Consider the following 18667-nt stretch of genomic DNA (forward strand, 5'->3'; position numbering starts at 1 on the left):
TAGTAAAGAAACTGAACATGGATGTTCTTGACCTTTTCCCAAGGTCCATCCTCAAGGGGGAGCTTGAACCCTCAGTGCTCAGCAGCCTGCAGAGTCTTGCGGCTCAGGTGCTCGCGAATCCAGAAAACAGCCCTGATGCATCGGCAAAGCTGGCTGGGCAACTCAACCAACAAAGAGAGCTTGCTCTCAAGCAACTAGAAGTTCAGAATTTTTGCAATCAAGCTGTCTTGCCTGGTTGTGAACGTTGGATTCGTCATGTGATTGATCGGCAACCTCAGCAAGGACGTGGCCCATGGACACCAGGCCGCTATCGGCTGCAGATGGTGGATGTTTGGTTAAACAGTCAACGTGCTGGTGATTACAACCCGACCCATACCCATGGTGGAAGTTTTTCGGGTGTTGCATTCCTGCAAGTGCCATCTCAGATTAGGCCAGACAGTTTTGATGGTCAGCTTTGTTTTCATGGCCCTGAGGAATGGCACATCCAAAGTTTTCGCACGGGAATGGCGCACTATGTTTTGCCAGTGCCAGGTGAGTTTTATGTTTTCCCGGCATGGCAACCTCATTCTGTGATGCCTTTCCGAGGTGAAGGAGAGCGCTGGTCATTGGCTTTTAATGTTTTGGCATTGCCTAAGGCAAAGGATCAGCCCAGGCCACAGGATCAGCCCAGGCCACAGGATCAGCCCATTACCTCTCAGATCAATCGAAACGTGTCCCTTTCATCCCAGAGGGCTGAGGTGAAAGGCTTCTAGCTCATTTTTTGATTGAGAAACCAATACTTCTCCTTGGCCATCAAAAGCTGTAATGGCTTGGATAGAATTAAATCAGGAGCAGCAATTTTGTTGAAATAAAGACGCCTAGTAGTGATCTGGTATCAGAGCTAATAGAAGCAAATGTAAATATCAGAGGCTCTATATCTTATTGACTCTAAGGAGCTTAAGCCACGCTCAAGGTTTAGATCTAAGAGAGAATTCGCTTGATTGTGTGTTTAGCCAAGCGGTGCATTGGTTGTATACCAAATAGGCGAACCCATTTCAACTGTAGCCCCGACTAATCGTAGTGAAAGGAAAGCGGCTATGCCGAGAAATAGGCGTATTAGAAACACGCTATTGGATTTTTCCATGACTTGGTAGTCAATCAAAAGATGCCAATATCTTAGTCTTCGCATGCTGCTAATCTCGTATTAAATAAGAGGTTAATCTGTAGCAAGTGTTGCAGAGGAGAGACTTTTTTGTCTGTCGAGTCTCTCTTTGCAATTTTCGCTTTTATGAGTCTGTGGTTTTGAATGGGGTCTGCCTATCTGAAGCTGACCCAAAACTCTTGTTGAAGATCATTTGAAGTATTGAAAACTAAGTGAGTGGTTCTTTCCTTAAAGGAGGCTTTTTTCGTTCCCCTTGATCGAGCCCTGGGACCAATGCCAGCGAAGCGATTAATCCCAGAGCGATGATAATCAGTGCTGGTAAGATGGATTCCGCCATGCGTTCATCTGCGGCGTATTGGTACAGCCGTACAGAAAGGGTGTCGAAATCAAAGGGTCTCAGAACAAATGTGAGAGGTAGTTCTTTAACCGTGTCGACAAAAACCAAAAGTGCTCCTACCGCTAGGGGACCTTTCAGCAAAGGCAGATGAACGCGTCGAAGCACCTCTTGCCATTGACAGCCAAGTCCAGTAGCGGCCTCATCCAGGCTTGGGGAGAGGCGCTCGAAGGCAGCGTCGAGTCCTCCTTTTGCAACTGCCAAGAAGCGATCGCTATAGCCCCACAGCAGCAGCAGAATCCAGGCGAGGTTCCATGGAGCACCGTTGAATGGCATCAGCGCAATGGCCATTACAGCTCCTGGAATGGCATAACCAATACCTGCCATAAATGAGAGGTTGCCCATCCATCGTGTTGATGACCAACGCTTGGCGATTGCAAGGATCAGACCTGCTACCACGGCCAGGCTTGCTGCTGCCAGCCCAAGTCCAAGACTGCGTTCTGTCAGTGGGATTAGATCAGGATCTATCCCTTGTTCGAGTTGATCGAGATTGAGGATGGCCCACAGTAGGGGGACGCCCAAAGTGATCGTGGGAGGAAGGAGGGCTAGGCACTGAGCGCACAGAGCGCGACCACCCTGCAGCTGCCAGGCTGGAGAATCGCCACCAGCGACACCCTCTGTCCAGCGGCGGCTGCGTCGTCTCAGTCTGCGTTCATACCCCACCAGTGACATCACGATGATCAGCGCGATCATGGCTAGTCCAATTGCACCGGCAGGATTGCCTTCCATTTGCCAGGTCTCAACGATGCCAGCTGACAGGCTTGGGATGGCGAGTAGTGCTACAGCCCCGAGTTCATTGACGACTTCCATGCCCATCAGGGCAATCCCGGCACCAATCGCTGGCAAAGCCATGGGCAGAGCAATGCGTCGAAAACTGTTCCACGGTCCAACCCCAAGACTGCGACAGGCTTCCAGTTGGCGGCGTCCGCAGATTGAAAAGCTTTCAGTGCTGAGGAGAAAAACGTAGGGATAGGTTGTCAGCGCCATGATCAAAATCCCCCAGCCCATGCCATGAATTCGGATGGCATTGCGACTGCCAAGGTCGATCAGGATGGCCGAGAGTAGGTAGGCGGGTGTTGCGAGGGGCAATAGCTGAGCCACTCGTAGGGCTCGACGTCCTGGGAAGCGGCAGTTTGCTAATAACCAGCCGTTTGCAGTTCCAAGTAGGCCACCCAATAAAGATGTCCCGATCAGCAGAGTTAAGGTCCCTTGAATCTGTTGTGGGCCATCGACTCCAAGGCTGGCCGATCCATTGATGAATCCCTGCAGTGCTTCACGGATCAGACCAATCAGAGGCCAGAGAGCAAGCACAGCAAGCAGAATGGCCATGCTGTTGAGAAGCAGGCGGTCTGGTTGCCAATGGCGTTTGCGCAGGCGGTTCGAGCCGTAGTTTGAGGGGACGGCGTCTTGGGTCATCAGGCGATCAATCTCAACCGTTAGAGGCCATCAGGGAGAAGGTTTTGATGTTGAGCAAGTGAAGTTGGGTGGAATTGGCAGAGGTCTGCAGCGGTGAAGACTTTTCTCAGCATGCTCTCAACTGCGTTCAACAGCATTGTGAGTCACGACATTCTTTTTGCTGTGCGATGACTTTGAAAGCTGGCCTGCCGCTTCTTTTTGTGCTCGAGTTCCCTTCCAGCTTGTTGATTGAGGGGTGGTTTTCTAGGGGCGTCGCTCGCGTACCGGAATAGGCACAAGTGAGGGTTCCATCAGTCCGCCGCCGCTGTTGTCGTCATCGGAATCGGCCAATAACCAAAAGGCCAGCATCACGAGGGCCAGGGCGGTGATGGCGGTCAGCAGTTCAAGCATGGCCCTCTCCGTTGAAGAAACACTTTAGCCAGGTAGATCTCAATCAGAAGTATTAGAAGCTTGATTTTGTTCATACTGAAGTATCAATTCAGCACAGCAAACATAACCAGCGAGTGTGCAGTCGTTTTTATTGCCTCAGAATTGAGTGCGCTGTTGATCAAGCTGTTGGTCAGCTTCTCCTCCTGGCGCGGGTTGAGTAACGGCCATTGATGCAGCTGTTGAGTAGCAAGCAGTGGGCGAAGTTGTCGATCTGTTTGCCTGTTGGTTGGAGTCAGCTGAACCCTTTGCCGGCGTCCTTGGCTACGCAGGCCTGAAGTTGGCGTCGCAGGGTGTCGTGATCGAGTTGGCGTCCAATCAAAACCAGTTGGTTCTTGCGCTCAGCGGGCCAGTCGCTGTCATCAATGGAGAAGCGCTTGCCGGCTAAATGAAAGATGTGGCGGCGTTCGCTCTCGTTGAACCAGAGAATCCCTTTGGCACGAAAGACTTCTGCAGGAAGTTGATTGTCTAAGAAATTTTGGAACTTCCGCAGCGCAAAAGGGTCATCGCTGCTGAAGGATAGGGATGTGAAGCCTTCGATTGCTAGGTGATCAGGGTGGTCGTCGTGTTGATGACTGTGATCGTCGTGGTGATGACTGTGATGACTGTGATGACTGTGATGACTGTGATGACTGTGATGACTGTGGTCGTGGCTCTCTGCAACGTCTGCTGGTTGTACGCGATCGGTTTCAAACAGGCCCACGCTTAGTAGCAGCGGTAAGGGCACATCTCCTTTGATTGATCGAAGGATGCGGGGATTTTGTTTGAGGTCTGCCAACTTGGATTCAACCTCTTTTAATCGCTCCTCAGGGACGAGATCTGTTTTGTTGAGCAGCAGGATGTCGCCATAGATCACCTGGGCTCTGCCGACTTCGCTTTCCAGGAGTTGGTCGTTAAAGTTTTCCGCGTCGATCAAGGTAATGATCGAATCCAAGCGGGTTTGATCTCGCAGTTCACTGCCAAGAAAGGTCATGGCAACGGGGAGCGGATCTGCCAGGCCTGTGGTTTCCACAACGAGGTAATCGATTGGGTCTGGACGTTCGAGAATCCGATCAACCGCTTCGAGCAGCTCCCCATTGATCGAGCAGCAGATGCAGCCATTGCTGAGTTCAACCATGTCCTCGCTGGTGCTGACGATCAACTCGTTGTCGATTCCAATCTCACCGAATTCATTAACCAATACGGCGGTTTTTAGGCTCTTCTGATTGCTGAGGATGTGGTTGAGCAGGGTGGTTTTGCCGGCGCCTAGGAAGCCAGTGAGGATTGTTACCGGTACGCACCGGTCTTGCTCGAGCGCTTCGCCATGATCAGGTTGAGTGGTTGCTTCGGATGCGATTGCGTCGTTCATGGGCTTGCCGTCAGGGGAACGGGAGGGTGCTGGAACCACAGCCGCTCGTTGATTCCATGCTGGCAGCAGTTTCGCCTGAGTGAGTTTTGATCAGCCAGGCTCAAGCAAATTGATTGCTTCGGCGAGCTTCAAATCACGATCGCTCAATCCGTTGACGTCATGGGTCGTCAACTCGATCGTCACAGTGGCATAGACGTTGCTCCATTCCGGGTGATGATTCATGGCTTCGGCTAGCAGTGCTACACGGGTCATAAAACCGAAGGCTTCCACAAAGTTGCGAAAGCGCCATTGCCTTTGCAGCCGTTGATCCGCCAGGGTCCACCCCGGCAGCTTTTCAGCTACGGAAGAGAGCTGTTCAGCAGTAAGCAGGGTTGCCGTCATGAGGTTGTGTTGTGAGCTTTGCAGTCATTCTTGTCTGTGATGGTTGCTGTGTTGTGTTGCTCTACTGATGCAATGGCTGAAGGGTGATTTGATGTTGTCCCCTAGGAGTGATTGCGGCAGTTGAGAATCCAATGCTGTTGTCCGAGTTGGTCGGATACTGTTCAACAATTTTTTTGAACCAGCCGCAGTATTGAGCGCTGTGGTGCGTTGTCGATAGGTTGTCTTGTCAGAGCATCGATTAACGATGCAAATTGGACAGTGCATTTGTGCGGTTCAGGTTTGATCTGTTGGCATCGATTGCTCCTGATCTGGTGATTCAGCTAGATCGTGGAGACGATCAACGAGCAGATCCACGTCGGTCTCAGCACCACCATCTTCAGCCCAGGCATCAGGTTTGTGGCGTTGCTGCACCAACTGGTTGATTTTGGAACCATTGCGGCGTGCGAATAAGTTGGCTGTGCTGCTTGGTGCTGCTTCTTTGTGGCCAGCAGTTGGCTTGACTGGCTTGGACTTCGAGAGATCAGGAATGGCGAGATTGAGGGCTCCTCGTAGTAGATGCTCGATGGCTTGTTTTTGATCCATGCCGTGCATCGCGGCATAACGATCAAGTTGCTTTAACAATTCATCAGGCAGATCATTCATGGCTGTTCATTTCGCCAATCGCGTGGATCGCCACCCGCCTGTGGCTTCCATGCCGGCGATGTTCCCAGAGATAAATCGCCTGCCAGATGCCTAGTAGCAGCCTGCCTTGATCAATGCTGAGGCTAAGAGTGCTGCAGGTGAGAGCTGTGCGGATATGCGCGGGCATATCGTCTGGCCCTTCATCGTCATGGAGATAGGAACGCCGCTCGCCTAGGCCGTTGATCGGCCGGAAGCCCTCTTCTGGCACGAGAGCCTTGAGATAAGCCGAGAGATCTGTGAGCACTCGTGGGTCTGCGTTTTCGTTGATGGTGAGGCTGCAGCTGGTGTGCAATGCCGTGAGGTGGAGAACGCCACGCTTAATTCTCGAGGAGGTAATCCAATGATTGAGTTGGGCAGTGAGGTCTGTGAAGCCTTCTCCTGTCGTGACGATCTCCAGCTGGTGTAACGCTTGCTGAAGAGACATCGCTGTTGGGGGGAGTGACTGGCTGCCTAAGTTTGGTCTACACAGTTGACCTAGCAGCAATGGGGCGTGCTGTTTTGCTGAAAGGGTCTGCTGGCGATCATTGCTTTGCTTGCTGCGCTTGCGAGTGGCTGTGCCTCTCTCCATCTGCAGCGGGGGCTGAAGCAGCTGAAAAATATCTACCCGATGGCTTGTCTCGAAACCTTTTGCTGGCAAAGACAACACTTGCCAATGGATGACCTATGCCTTGATGGCCAGCAATGGTGAGGAATTCCCTTGTGGTTGGATGACCTTGACTGATGACTGATGCCGCAAGGAATGCACCTGGAACAGGAGATGACCGTCAATGTTGAACCTGAGCTCACCCTCTTGTTTGACGGGGCTTGTCCTTTTTGTTGCCGTGAAGTGAGCTTTTTACGCGCTCATGATCGTCACGGCCGCTTGAATTTTGTTGATATTGATTCCCCTGACTATGAGCCTGAGGCCTTTGCTGGCATCAGTTATCGGCAGGCGATGGGGCGCATGCATGCGTTGCGTCGCAATGGTGAAGTCGTGCGAGATGTCGCGGTCTTTCGTGAGGCTTATCAATTGGTGGATTGGGGATGGCTCTATGCACCCACGGCCTGGCCTGGTGTTGCTCGAGTTGTGGATGGGGTCTACAAGATCTGGGCTCGATTACGCCTGCGGCTCACTGGCCGCGAATCCCTCGATCAGCTATGCCGCTGCCGCATGAAGCGGCTTTAGTGTTTTGCTTCTCTTTTGCCTAACGCTTAAGGGATAAGGGGGAGTCAAGCTCGACGAACTTTTGGCCTTAGGGCACTCGTCTGTTTAAGGTTGATGAAGTCATGGATCCAGCCCTTGCCTGCGCTGGCTTGGCAACGACTTGGTGAATATCTGCACGAGACCCAGCTTTTGGGTTCGATTCAAAGCACCCTTTATTGGGATCAGAACACCAGGATGCCTTCTGCTGGCGCTGCTTGGCGTGGTGAGCAGCTCAGTCTTTTGGCCAAGCAACTGCATGCTCGTCAAAGCAGTCAGCAATTTGAGGGGCTGTTGGTGGAGGCTCGCGCTGAATTTGAGCAAGCTCGTTTGGCGGGGGAGTTGGAGCCAAGCCAGGTTGTTGAGCGAGCTCGCAACCTGGAGCTGCTTGAGCAAGACCTCAGGCGACAGCAGCGCCTAGATCCTGCTTTGGTGGGAGCGCTCGCGACTGCGAAGGCAAAGGGATATGCCCGATGGCAGCAAGCCAAATCAACGGCTGATTTTTCCTTCTTCGCGCCGGCTTTGCAGCATCTGATCAGTTTGCGGCAGCAACAGGCGCAGCAGCTGGCAGAACAACGCAGCTGCTGGGAAAGTTTGGCCCAACCTTTTGAGCCAGATCTGACCTTGTCGCGTTTAAAGGAGCTGTTTGCTCCATTACGTCAACGATTGCCTGATTTAGTTGAGAAGGCACGCGCTTGGACTCGTTCTCGTGCGGTGTCATTGGGATGGGATTTGTATGACACCAGTCAGCAGGATCTTTGTGAGCGCTTGCTGCAGCGATGGGGTCGGGATCTGAGCATCACTTGCGTGGCGCGATCACCCCATCCGTTTTCAACCACCCTTGGACCTCAGGATTTTCGACTCACGACAAGAGTGGTGCCTGGGCAGCCCTTGTCGTGTTTTTTGGCCACCGCCCATGAATGGGGACACTCCCTCTACGAACAGGGTCTACCTGCTCAAAGTCATCAATGGTTTGCCTGGCCGTTGGGCCAGGCCACGTCGATGGCGGTGCATGAGAGTCAGTCTCTGTTTTGGGAGAACAGAATTGCTCGCAGTAGGGCTTTTTGCGAATGCTGGTGGCCTCATTTTGCCTCTGTAGGCGCGCCACTCAGCTCTGCTGATGAGCTTTGGCTGGCGATGAATCCATTAACACCAGGATTGAATCGCGTGGAAGCCGATGAACTCAGTTATGGCTTGCATATTTTAATTCGAACAGATCTTGAAATTGCGCTGCTAGAAGAAGGCTTGCCGGTGGAGGATTTGCCTGATCAATGGAACCAGCGCTATAGCAATTTGCTTGGTGTGATTCCCGAAAATGATGGTGAGGGTTGTCTGCAAGATGTGCATTGGAGTGAAGGTTTATTTGGCTATTTCCCTTCTTATCTGATGGGGCATCTGATTAGTGCGCAGCTATCAGAAGCGATGCAGCAGGCGATTGGACCACTTGAGGAACATGTTTCTCATGGTAATGAGCATCAGCTGTTGGCTTGGTTGCGAGAGCATGTTCACCCGATTGGCCGGATGATGAATGCTGAGCAATTGGTGGAGCAAGTAACCGGAAAATCTTTATCGAGCAAGCCTTTCCTTGATTACTTAGAAGACAAGCTTGAGCATCTGCAAGAACCTTAATAGATACTCCTGGCCTGGATTTGGCGCTATGTTGAAAACGTCTGCTGCCGTTACTAGATAAAATCAATTGCTTTGAAGTGAAGGGCATTGGGTGAATGGCATCTTTCTTTGCTCTTAGATGTTCTTACTAATTATTTGCTTTCTTCTGGGATTTCTCCAGAGTCCGTTATGCTTGATACAGCAGAACGTGGCAAATGAAAGGTGTTAACGGCATATTGGCTGCCATTGGCGTGATGCTTTTGGTGTTTATTGTTATCACCATGGGGATAATTCCTGGAGGTAATGTTATCACTAAGCAAGTTACTGAAAGTCAGCTTGATGCTAGGGGAGTAGCTATTGATCAATTGAAGAATAATCAAGTGGCAATTAATCCAGCAGCCACTAATCCAGCAGCCACTAATCCAGCAGCCACTAATTCGCTGGCTATGCAGCGAGTGCCAGCTAATTTACTAACCAGTCAGCGAGTACCGAATGATCAAGTGTCAACAGATGAGACCGCTGTTGAACAGCCGGGCTCTAAATGTGCGCCTGGCTGGGTAGAAACAGGCGATGGCATTTTATGTGTGCCTGGATTGTTTAAGATGCTTGATGTTGCTGATACGGGCGGTCCGGGCGAGAAGAATTGTTGGGCTGGAGGGATGGTGCTTAATTGCCGTGACTAAAGAATCTTATGCGACTCTATACATTGTAGTCGCATAAGTTGGTTGGATCTATTTAGAGTTAAACTCCTAGAGTACCTCTTTGTTGGTATGATTGCCTTGATTAATTCACAGTGTCTGCACTGAAATAGCAATAGATAGTTTTGAGGTTTGGAAAACTAGTTTGGTCAAAGCTGGCGACAGCTGGTTGTGCTTTTGAGGGTTGGCTAAGGCCTCGATAAAGAAGACGCTGTTATCACCAACAGCAATTGGAAGAAATGCCCTATGCCGGCTTGATTGGGTGTGCCTGCTCCTTGCAGTGTTCCTTGAAACTCCCAGTTGAACTGCACAGCGTCTTTAAGCTTGATCTCCATCACGCCTAGATCTGCTGCATTGCTGTCTTCTTCTTGTTGAGCAGCAACAGGCTGGATGGGAGTGTTGGCTAAGGCAAGAGCAGCAGCCCCAGTGAGCGATAACGCGAGGCGAAGCGAACACTGCACTGAGATTGAGCAGTTCAATGCTGTCAACAGCATGACGGCAAGATGTGGCTTTCGACCTGCCCACATCTTTTTCACCAAAATGATCGGCAGGATCGGCTCCTCTTTTGCGCAGTTTTTGCTGTGGGTAATGAGCGCATGAGTTGCTGGTCTTGTATCAATAGGGCAGTAGATCTTGTCCAATGCAGAGCAAGCCATTCACTCAAAAAGAAGACAAGCCGTTGTGGCTTCAAGTTTTCATTGTCACTAGATGGCCCTTCGCTCTGGTGATTTCGATCGGTGTGCTTTCGGCAACAGCGCTGCAGTTGCTCAGCCGGCCGATTCCAATTCGCATCGTCGGTGGATTGCAAGTGGATCAGATTGCTTTGCCCACCGTTGAGATCAACGCCGAACAGCCACTCGCTGTGAACGGTGATGTGGCTGTGAAGAATGGTGTGACGATTAACTCCAATAAAGCTCTACCGATCCTCGGCCAAGTGTTGGTAGAAGAGATTAAAGGAAGCGTGAGTGTTGATGAAATTCGAACACCGGTGGATGTGGTGAATTCATCTCCTCTACAAGTGCAAGGTAGAGTTAATATTGATGGCAAGGTCAATGTGGAAGGGAGTGTGGGTGCTTCTGTTAAGCCCAAAATCTTCTGACTTGTTTCATGGAAGTAAAGAAGATGATTAGCTAGAGGCCTCTCTTTTAAAGTAGTTGTTGATTGATGTTTAGATGGTCAATCATTAATCTTTTTATTTGTTCTTTTAATCAAGCCAACTGCTCTGCCAGCTATTGGCTTATTTCCCTCTTGAAGATTTGGATCGTGTTAAGCATCGTTTGTTGAATTAATCACTTTGGATTCGTTGCGGCGATGAGCTTGATCGCGGCGCCCCCGTAGGATGCGGCGCTGGCGACTTCGCTACTTATGGCCAACATCGATCAGGCTCCAAGCCGCAGCACTCCCAACCTCTTGCATGTGTTGCCTGCCTTTGCCGATGAATCGGAATTGCGGCTCAACACGATCGTGGAGCTCAACTCCAACACGATCAACAAATATGAGCTGATCACGGAAACAGGCCACCTCAAGCTTGATCGTGTCGGCTACTCCTCCCTGGCCTATCCCTTTGCCTACGGTTGTATTCCTCGTACATGGGACGAAGACGGTGATCCACTCGACATCGAAATCGTCAGTGTCACAGAGCCGCTGGTGCCTGGCTCGATTGTTGAGGCAAGGATCATTGGCATCATGACCTTTGATGATGGTGGTGAAGTCGACGACAAAGTGATTGCTGTGCTGGCTGATGACAAGCGCATGGACCACATCACCAGCTTTGAACAGCTCGGAGAGCAATGGCTGAAGGAGACCCAGTACTACTGGGAGCACTACAAGGACCTTAAAAAGCCTGGTACCTGCAGGGTGAACGGCTTCTTAGGGGTGCAAAAGGCTGTCGAGATTATCAAGGCCTGCGAAGCCCGTTATCTCGCTGAGATCGATCCAAAATTGGTTGATTGAAACGTTGTTCCGGCAGACGATCCAGGAAGGCCGTGATAAGCCCGCCTTCCTGCATGGCTTGTCGCAGGAGACATATTTAACAGCGGTGCCCTACAGGTGTTGGCTTGCTAATCTTATAATAGAGCTCTGCTTGGTCAGAGATCACTATTTCATGCGCCCTTGTTTGTGCAACAGTCACTAATAAGGCCAAGAAGATTGTGGTAAATCAATAAATTCTATGCAAATATGGGCTGACTAAGTATATTTTGAAAAATAGCTTCAAGCATGTTTAAGTTTTCATGGCTAACGCTGGTTACGTTGTCATGGATGATAGCCGTTGCCCCGCTGCCTAAAGCATTTTCTTCTACATTAGAGAATCAAAAGTTCAGCAATATTAATTCTATCGTAAATTGTTTGAAAAAATTTAACGAAAGCGTAGTTGGCGCATTCAGGACAAGCGGGTCTGAGGAATTAACCGCTTCAAGCGAATTAGCACAATTATGCAAAACCCAGTTAGCATTAATAAGAGGTGAAGAAAATAAGTTCAATCGAGATTCTGATGACCCTACCTCTTTCAAGCAAGAGCTTTTCAAGGCGCTTGCCAGATCATTCACACTGGAAGAAAAAGCTTTAGGATATAGCCAATCGATAGATTCACTCAATCAGGAAATTGCCCTTCGTAATCCTACTGTTTCTTTGAATCTCGACTTTTCTCTTTACTCAGAAAGCTTCCTTCAATGCACAGAGAATATTGATGCATTAATTGGAGAGACTTGTGATGAGGTTGATTCTTTTGCGGAATATGCGAAACCCCTTAACTCCTACCAGCTTGGAAGTGTAGACACTCCAAGCATAATGGCAAGCTATGACTTGATTAATTATCAACAGGATATGCAAATCATGGCGGCAAAGGCAAATGTTGAGAGCGAAAGTAATAAATTGAACAAATCATTTCAAGATTTTTCGAGACAGACACTTGATAAATTAGATGAGATTGTTCAAGCCAAGCAGAAAATTGTGATTCAGAAATCAAACGAAATGCTTTATGAGAAAAGTTTAGAGATTTCTCTGTACCAGCTTAAGATTGGCTATAAAACAATTGTCGAAATCGATAAGCTTAGGGGTAAACTGGCAAAAGCTAAAAGCTCTGTATTGAAGGCTATATCTGAATATAATCAGAAGATCTATGAGTTCAAAACATTTACGTCCAGTCAAAATATACCTTTGCCAGGCATTTTGTTTATTCGTAATGTATTTGATTACGTGCCACTTGATGATAGGAATCAATTGATTCGTGAGGCAGTATCTTTGAATCCTCAGTTCGCTGAGATAGAGTCAAAACTGACTGAAATTGGTTACACTTTACAGGCTGAAAAAGCCAAAAAGTTACCAACCATATCATTGTCACTTGGTTATGGACTAGAGAAAACAGGAGTTGTCAGTGAGAGAGCTTTTTTGCTGAATTCCGAGATGTCACAATTGTCTGGAGTTCTAGGTATCAAGTGGGATTTATTTGATTCTGGATTAACTAGCTCTGCGGTTGGCAAGCAGAAGAAGGAACTTGAGAAAGCCAAGATACAATTGGCTCAGCTTACTTTAAGTACTTCAAATAAAATTAATAGCTTGATAGATAGGATCCATGCTTCTAATGAAGAACTATTGAACCGCATCCAAGCTGTGCGAGCTTCTGAAAAGGCAATGCTTGGTACTGAGAAGCGAATGTTGGCTGGATTCGAGGATGCTACGTCTTTGATTCAAAGTGTTCAGGAATACATTACAGCAGAGGATCAATTGGTTGATAACACTTTAAAAAGTTCTAAATTGTATCGAGAATTAGCCTTTCTGACTCAAAATCTTAAGGAGTCTGGAATAGAACGCGATTTGCTTGAAACCTTGGAAGATCACAAGCATAATGCTGATAACAGCTAGATATTAGCCAATCAATGACTGATAGTAACGATGAAAACACTCAAGATAAAGTGCAGAGGTTTGAACAAGAATTTTACCCTCTAAAAATCGTTCAGCCATATGCTTGGCTAGGAATTGTGGCTGTTCTTGTTGGCTTCAGTGGTGCTCTTACTTGGGCATTAATAGGCACAGTTCGGCAATCTGTATCTGCAGTAGGTGTCGTAACTTATCCAGGAGGTCTTAGACAAGTTTTTTCACCCAGCACTGAACGTATTGGTTCTATAGAGGTAAAACCTGGCCAGCAAATTCACAAGGGTCAAACCATTGCTATCCTTGAAGATGAAACTCAGCAGAAAAAAATTAAAGCAGCTGAGAAAGAACTTGAAAAACTGCAAAGAGCTGATAACGATCTCCAAAAACTAGTGGATACTAGAATCCAGCAAGCCAAAATCACTGAAGCATCTCTACAGAGTGTATATAAACCTCTGGCTGATGAAGCAGAGGATCTCTTTCAACAAAGATTGATTACTGCAGTTAGTTATGGCTCGACTAAGAAGAATTTTCTTGATACGCGTCAAGCTTATCTGCAGCAAATAACCAGCCTTAGAGAGCTAAGAAGAACTCTAGATATCCAAATCATTGAAAAAGAGGCAAACGTTTTTCAATTAAAATCTGAACTAAAAGAAAAATATTATATTAACAGCCCTATCTCGGGCCAAATTATTAATATCAACTATCAAACCGGAGATTACCCTTCCAATGACGTTGCATTGGCCACGATCATCAAGAACAAGAGGTCGCTTAATAAGAATAATATTGTTGTAGCAACTGCTAAGTCTGGCGATATTGATAAATTGGCTGAGGGGAATCATGCAATTTTCACACCAGACAATGTTGAACGAAATAGGTTTGGAGGAATTGTTGCTAAGGTTGTTAAAATTCAGCGTACTCCCATTACCCCTGAGTTCCTCACAAATTTAATCGGTAGCAAACAGATTGCAGACAAATTAAGCGACGATCAAAAACTCTTTTATATGGAGTTACAACTTGCACGAGATCCAAGTACGCCAACAGGTTACAAATGGTCTTCTGGAAAAGGTCCAGATGGCAGAACGATTATTTTTTTGAATCTTCTTGGTAAAGCAACTGTCTACTATGAAGAGCGTTCACCCATTACATATGTAATGCCCTTTATAAGAAAATTTGTTGGATTGCAAGATAACCCCTCTAATCAATAATCATGAGTAATATCAAATCTATAGTCACATTTCGGATGAAAAAAAGGGTTTACCAAGAATGCCCCTCTGTTACGCAAATAATGGAATCAGAATGTGGGCCGGCTGCCTTATCAATGTTACTTGGTTATTATAAAAAATTTGTTCCTTTAGGAGTTCTAACTGATAAATGCTCTGTAACACGAGATGGCTCCTCTGCAAGCAAAATTATAAGTGTAGCTGAAGAATTTAATGTTAAACTTCAAGGCAAGGGATATCGATTAGAAAGGCTAAAGGATCCTTCCTTGATGCCTTGCATTGTATTATGGAATTATAGCCATTGGATAGTATTAGAGGGTTACAATGAGAATGGCTTCTTTATTAATGATCCGGCTTCAGGAAGAAGATTCGAGCCCAACGAGACTTTTTCGATTTCTTATTCTCATATAGCTTTACTGGGTAAGCCTGGCCCAGGCTTTTATCGAAGTGGAAATAGATTTCAGGAAGACATCAATATGTTTGAGACATGGAAACCGGTTATTCGACATCTTATCTTTATAACGTTTTTTGCATCAATGGTTGCAATCCCTAATCTAGTGATTGCTTTTATTACTGGTATATTTGTTCAAAACGTATTACAAGATGGCTGGCTAAATTGGTTTAGGCCATCTGTTTCTTTACTACTTTTGATGGCACTTTTGATGACTGCAATCAAATTTTATCAATTCTATTTGCAGCGAAGAATAAGGCTTAAACTACTCAAAGTTTCAATTGAAAAATTTTTTAATTCGCTTCTTGAAAAACCAATTGACTTTTTTGACCAACGACAACCTGGAGAGGTGGCATCCAGGCTTGGTCAACTTACAAATACAGTACTGCTCACAACAGGACAGTTTGTTGAAGGCATGTCTTCAATCATCAGTGTGTTCATTTATCTCATAGCAATATCATTAATCAACCCAACAATATTTATTGCAATCCTGCTCTCAATAATCTTTTATTTTATTTATATTTTATTAGCAGCGCCTATTTTGATTGAAAAATCAAAAAGAGTTGCAGTTACTGGTGGCTATGCCTTTTCATCAACATTGTCAGCTATTGACTCTATTGACACCGTCAAATCAATGAGTTTGCAAGTAGGTGTACTCGACCAATTTCTAGAAAACTTTAATAAGCAGTCTTCTATTAAGCAAGAAGTAACAATATTGTCCCAATCAGTAGATGCCTTGGCAGACGTTTTAAGTAACATAATGAAACTCATATTGATTGGACTTGGAAGTCATCTTGTTATTAAAGGAGAGATGCAATTGAGTGGTCTCGTAACAATAAGTATGTTACTACAACAAGTTATTGACCCTGCTCTTACAAAAAGCGTTTCCTATATTAGAAACCTTGGTACATCCTATGGCGATGTTGCTAGGTTAGCAGATGTTTATCTAGATCGATCTAAGGTTAAACCAGATACCTCACAGCTTGCAGAGTATAATGCAAATCAAATTATTTTTGAGCAAGTTGAACGAAGGCAAATAGATAAGATCGACAATGCCTCTTTCTCAATAATAATAGAGAAAGGCAGTCAATTCTATTATATCGATCCAATCAAGTTCAACCTTGGCTTTAATCAGCAACTCAAATTCGATCCAGGAGGAGTATATTTATTTAAGGGACCACATGGTTCCGGAAAGACAACATTCTCTAATATTCTTTTGGGCAACCTTAAATTTAATACAGGTAATGCTGTCTTTCAAGTCAAAGATAAATCTGGTCAGACCAATAACTTATCTTTAAGTTCTCCTGGTATTATGAGCTCTTATGTTAATGAATCCTCCTCATTTTTTCCGGGACCAATTTCTGATTCAATCACCTATTTTGGTCAATTACATAATCTTGAGACTTTCACTGATGTTGCCAGTGAATTAGGCATTACGGAGCTTATTGATAGCATTCCTGGAAAGCTTTCATATCAATTAAATGCTACAAGTAGTAATATAAGCTCCAGACTTCTGAAAATGATTGAGATTACTAGAACTGTAGCTTTAAATCCAAATCTAGTTATTTTTGATTATGCTTTTGATAGCTTAGACTCTAAATTCTGTCAAAGAGTGATTGATTGCCTTTCAAGAAGAGGCTCAATTGTAGTAATTATAGCACACTCCTTGTCATTTATTGATAGCTACCAAACTATCACAATGTCACCATTGGAGGCATCTGAATTATGACTCAAACTATCCACGATATCTATAGGAACGAAGAAATTCCGATTCAAAGAAAATACAGACAATTAATGGGTCAAGATCTTCTAACAAAGAGTATAAACCCTGCCTTCCTTAACGAATTTGAGCTTGTTGTTAGTTTTGTGTTTTTCTATTTTGGCATACCCTTAAAATATTCTGAGATTGATGTTCCTGAACTTGAATCACATGCAGAAGGGCACCATCTTCTATCTAAATACCTTAGAGATCACGAATGTATTGTCAAACATGAGTACTTTAACCCTGACGATTCAACTTTGATTAACAGTCAACTGCTTATTGTCTTTGATTCTAAAACTAATCTACCTTATGTTCTAACTAAGCCTAATGGAATCAATCTATTTGTTTTTGATTCAACTAAATCCACTAACATTAAAGTCCCCAATTTAAATGAATATGATTTCAAAAGAGATGTCTTAAATATTACCTATACAGACCTAAATAATAAGCAATCCTTTTTTGACTTAATAAAATACTCTGCTAAACACTTAGGCCCTATTTTTTTGGTCCTATCACTTAGCCTTGTCACCGCATCAGTCTTTGGAATATTCTATCCCATTATTCTTTCAACATTAATTAATACTGTTATCCCTCAAGGTTTGACTAATCAATTATTGCCACTTTCGGCATTGTTTGTTGCGATAACGGCTGGCTTTGTTATTGCGCAATTTGCTTCGATCTATGCTTTTATTTTTGCTGATGCTGTTATTGATGTTCGTTTGCAAGTAACAACGTTTAGACGTTTGTTTGAGATGCCTATTAGTTTCTTCCAGAGCTATCGTAGTGGTGACTTAATGGCAAGAGCACAAGCAATCACACAGATACGCTCCATACTATCTGGATCATTTATAGATACATTAGTCCATGGATCTATCATAGTTACTACTCTTCTTGTAATGATAATCTTTAGCTGGAAACTAACAATACTTATAGCAATAATTACCCTGTTATATATTATATTTACATGTTTCTTTGGATTTCTCGAGGCAGGTTCTAAGATCGGTGAACTAAGGTCGAAGGGGCTAAATATTGGCTATATCTTTAACTCCTTAAAACTATATACTCAGATCAAAGCAGAGAAAAGAGAAAAACTTCTCAGCAATCAGTTTGGAAGACTTATTTTTCGACAAATCAAATCAAGTTTTAGGGCTGAGATGTATGGTCAGTACGCTGATCTAATTGATGTCATCTTAAAAACATTTGGTCTTTTTGCACTATTTGTATTTGGCTATCACCTAGCGACTTCTACAAATAAAGCAGGACTCACAGATCTAAATATTGGTAAATTTGTAGCTTATATTAGTTTATACATTACATATGTAGCCTCTTTGTACAAATTGGCACGCTCTATTTCTAAAAATGCCAGTACTTTAAATGCACTCTGGCTACGCACTGATCCAATCTTCTCTTTTGATAGTGAAAGACTAGATAACGAATTTCCACTTTTAGAAAATATATGCTCACTTCGTTTTAGTAATGTTACGTTTTCATATCCTTCACAAACAAGACCACTGTTCGATAATTATTCCCTTTTGATAGAGAAAGGGGCTACCGTAAAAATTCAAGGTGGCCTCGCATCAGGTAAAACAACGTTACTAAACCTTTTACTCGGTTTTGATTATTCATCTTCAGGCTCAGTCGAAATAAATAATATTGACATACGAAGTATTGATTTATTTGATCTCCGCAGGAAATTTGGCGTAGTACCTCAATCTAGAGAAATTCTTCCAGGTTTTTTGAAAGATTATTTGCTTAATGGCAGTCAATTCACTGAAAATAATGTTCTGCAAACAATGGAAGCATTAGATTTTTTAGAAGAGTTTAAAAAATATCCTTTGGGGCTTAATACTCCTTTGGCCTATGGTGGATTTAATTTTCCATCTGCATTTCGAGAGATGCTTTTGATAACAAGAGCATTGCTATCAAAGCCTCAGGTGTTTTTTGCTGACGATTCGCTTTTAAGTTCAGATTCAAGCCTTATCAGGAATATAAGAGAATACCTTGGCATAGATGCAATTATAATTATTACCACACAGTCTGACACTTATAATAGTCAATTTACGAATATAATTCAAATTGACTAAATCC

Annotated in this window: 15 protein-coding genes and 1 pseudogene; 10 read left to right on the forward strand and 6 right to left on the reverse strand. The window is 45.1% G+C overall.

Translation table 11 applies throughout. The annotated features are described in order from the left end of the window. Window positions 1-17 precede the first annotated feature (17 nt). Window positions 18-752, forward strand: coding sequence for a putative 2OG-Fe(II) oxygenase (locus SIB41_RS02115; protein WP_413360083.1), 735 nt, complete (start codon window positions 18-20; stop codon window positions 750-752). Window positions 753-1349: 597 nt separating this feature from the next. On the opposite strand, the gene SIB41_RS02120 is transcribed toward SIB41_RS02115, so the two are convergent. The 5 genes from SIB41_RS02120 to SIB41_RS02140 form a co-directional block, all read right to left on the reverse strand. Next, complete coding sequence (locus tag SIB41_RS02120) at window positions 1350-2951, reverse strand: ABC transporter permease (protein ID WP_413360086.1); 1602 nt, start codon at window positions 2949-2951, stop codon at window positions 1350-1352. A gap of 661 nt (window positions 2952-3612) precedes the next feature. Beyond that, window positions 3613-4725, reverse strand: a complete 1113-nt coding sequence (locus SIB41_RS02125; protein ID WP_413360088.1) for a CobW family GTP-binding protein — start codon at window positions 4723-4725, stop codon at window positions 3613-3615. 90 nt (window positions 4726-4815) lie between these two features. Then, window positions 4816-5106, reverse strand: a complete 291-nt coding sequence (locus tag SIB41_RS02130; protein ID WP_011130652.1) for a 4a-hydroxytetrahydrobiopterin dehydratase — start codon at window positions 5104-5106, stop codon at window positions 4816-4818. A 273-nt stretch (window positions 5107-5379) separates the two neighbouring features. Next, a complete protein-coding gene (locus tag SIB41_RS02135; protein WP_413360091.1) occupies window positions 5380-5748 on the reverse strand; it encodes a CopG family transcriptional regulator in 369 nt (122 codons plus the stop codon). Next, window positions 5741-6433, reverse strand: a complete 693-nt coding sequence (locus SIB41_RS02140) for a secondary thiamine-phosphate synthase enzyme YjbQ (protein WP_413360093.1) — start codon at window positions 6431-6433, stop codon at window positions 5741-5743. Before SIB41_RS02140 ends, SIB41_RS02135 begins: the two co-directional genes overlap by 8 nt. 81 nt (window positions 6434-6514) lie before the next feature. On the opposite strand from SIB41_RS02140, the gene SIB41_RS02145 reads away from it, so the two are divergent. The 3 genes from SIB41_RS02145 to SIB41_RS02155 all read left to right on the forward strand — a co-directional run bounded on the left by SIB41_RS02145 (window position 6515) and on the right by SIB41_RS02155 (window position 9258). Next, window positions 6515-6952: a thiol-disulfide oxidoreductase DCC family protein gene (locus SIB41_RS02145; RefSeq protein ID WP_011825383.1), complete on the forward strand. Its 438-nt coding sequence runs from the start codon at window positions 6515-6517 to the stop codon at window positions 6950-6952. A 93-nt stretch (window positions 6953-7045) separates the two neighbouring features. After that, a complete protein-coding gene (locus SIB41_RS02150) occupies window positions 7046-8596 on the forward strand; it encodes a carboxypeptidase M32 (protein WP_413360096.1) in 1551 nt (516 codons plus the stop codon). A 194-nt stretch (window positions 8597-8790) separates the two neighbouring features. Beyond that, complete coding sequence (locus tag SIB41_RS02155; RefSeq protein WP_413360099.1) at window positions 8791-9258, forward strand: Paralytic/GBP/PSP peptide; 468 nt, start codon at window positions 8791-8793, stop codon at window positions 9256-9258. 198 nt (window positions 9259-9456) lie between these two features. Here SIB41_RS02155 and SIB41_RS02160 read toward each other — a convergent pair. Then, window positions 9457-9734: pseudogene (locus tag SIB41_RS02160) on the reverse strand (carbamoyl-phosphate synthase); the annotation flags it as partial. A gap of 179 nt (window positions 9735-9913) precedes the next feature. Here SIB41_RS02160 and SIB41_RS02165 point away from each other — a divergent pair. From SIB41_RS02165 to SIB41_RS02190, 6 genes are all read left to right on the forward strand, one after another. Further along, a complete protein-coding gene (locus SIB41_RS02165; protein WP_063415619.1) occupies window positions 9914-10372 on the forward strand; it encodes a hypothetical protein in 459 nt (152 codons plus the stop codon). A 266-nt stretch (window positions 10373-10638) separates the two neighbouring features. Then, the gene (locus tag SIB41_RS02170) at window positions 10639-11226 is read left to right on the forward strand and encodes an inorganic diphosphatase (RefSeq protein WP_011130644.1); all 588 of its coding nucleotides are present in this window, start codon (window positions 10639-10641) and stop codon (window positions 11224-11226) included. A gap of 264 nt (window positions 11227-11490) precedes the next feature. Further along, the gene (locus SIB41_RS02175) at window positions 11491-13134 is read left to right on the forward strand and encodes a TolC family protein (RefSeq protein ID WP_413360102.1); all 1644 of its coding nucleotides are present in this window, start codon (window positions 11491-11493) and stop codon (window positions 13132-13134) included. 14 nt (window positions 13135-13148) lie between these two features. Continuing rightward, the gene (locus tag SIB41_RS02180; protein WP_413360104.1) at window positions 13149-14351 is read left to right on the forward strand and encodes an HlyD family efflux transporter periplasmic adaptor subunit; all 1203 of its coding nucleotides are present in this window, start codon (window positions 13149-13151) and stop codon (window positions 14349-14351) included. A gap of 35 nt (window positions 14352-14386) precedes the next feature. After that, entirely contained in the window at window positions 14387-16546 is a 2160-nt protein-coding gene (locus tag SIB41_RS02185; protein ID WP_413360106.1) for a cysteine peptidase family C39 domain-containing protein, read from the forward strand. Then, on the forward strand, window positions 16543-18663 hold the full coding sequence (locus SIB41_RS02190) for an ABC transporter transmembrane domain-containing protein (protein ID WP_413360109.1): 2121 nt from the start codon (window positions 16543-16545) through the stop codon (window positions 18661-18663). Before SIB41_RS02185 ends, SIB41_RS02190 begins: the two co-directional genes overlap by 4 nt. The last annotated feature ends 4 nt before the right edge of the window (window positions 18664-18667 follow it).

It is taken from the genome of Prochlorococcus sp. MIT 1201, from assembly GCF_047303415.1.
GTDB lineage: Bacteria > Cyanobacteriota > Cyanobacteriia > PCC-6307 > Cyanobiaceae > Prochlorococcus > Prochlorococcus marinus_D.

Bases quoted from the DNA above. Each gene is read 5' to 3' on its own strand.
- SIB41_RS02115 (WP_413360083.1), top strand. From the start codon at position 18: ATGGATGTTCTTGACCTTTTCCCAAGGTCCATCCTCAAGGGGGAGCTT.
- SIB41_RS02135 (WP_413360091.1), bottom strand. From the start codon at position 5,748: ATGAATGATCTGCCTGATGAATTGTTAAAGCAACTTGATCGTTATGCC.
- SIB41_RS02165 (WP_063415619.1), top strand. From the start codon at position 9,914: ATGCAGAGCAAGCCATTCACTCAAAAAGAAGACAAGCCGTTGTGGCTT.
- SIB41_RS02180 (WP_413360104.1), top strand. From the start codon at position 13,149: ATGACTGATAGTAACGATGAAAACACTCAAGATAAAGTGCAGAGGTTT.
- SIB41_RS02130 (WP_011130652.1), bottom strand. From the start codon at position 5,106: ATGACGGCAACCCTGCTTACTGCTGAACAGCTCTCTTCCGTAGCTGAA.
- SIB41_RS02190 (WP_413360109.1), top strand. From the start codon at position 16,543: ATGACTCAAACTATCCACGATATCTATAGGAACGAAGAAATTCCGATT.
- SIB41_RS02125 (WP_413360088.1), bottom strand. From the start codon at position 4,725: ATGAACGACGCAATCGCATCCGAAGCAACCACTCAACCTGATCATGGC.
- SIB41_RS02145 (WP_011825383.1), top strand. From the start codon at position 6,515: ATGCCGCAAGGAATGCACCTGGAACAGGAGATGACCGTCAATGTTGAA.
- SIB41_RS02120 (WP_413360086.1), bottom strand. From the start codon at position 2,951: ATGACCCAAGACGCCGTCCCCTCAAACTACGGCTCGAACCGCCTGCGC.
- SIB41_RS02155 (WP_413360099.1), top strand. From the start codon at position 8,791: ATGAAAGGTGTTAACGGCATATTGGCTGCCATTGGCGTGATGCTTTTG.
- SIB41_RS02185 (WP_413360106.1), top strand. From the start codon at position 14,387: ATGAAAAAAAGGGTTTACCAAGAATGCCCCTCTGTTACGCAAATAATG.
- SIB41_RS02170 (WP_011130644.1), top strand. From the start codon at position 10,639: ATGGCCAACATCGATCAGGCTCCAAGCCGCAGCACTCCCAACCTCTTG.
- SIB41_RS02175 (WP_413360102.1), top strand. From the start codon at position 11,491: ATGTTTAAGTTTTCATGGCTAACGCTGGTTACGTTGTCATGGATGATA.
- SIB41_RS02150 (WP_413360096.1), top strand. From the start codon at position 7,046: ATGAAGTCATGGATCCAGCCCTTGCCTGCGCTGGCTTGGCAACGACTT.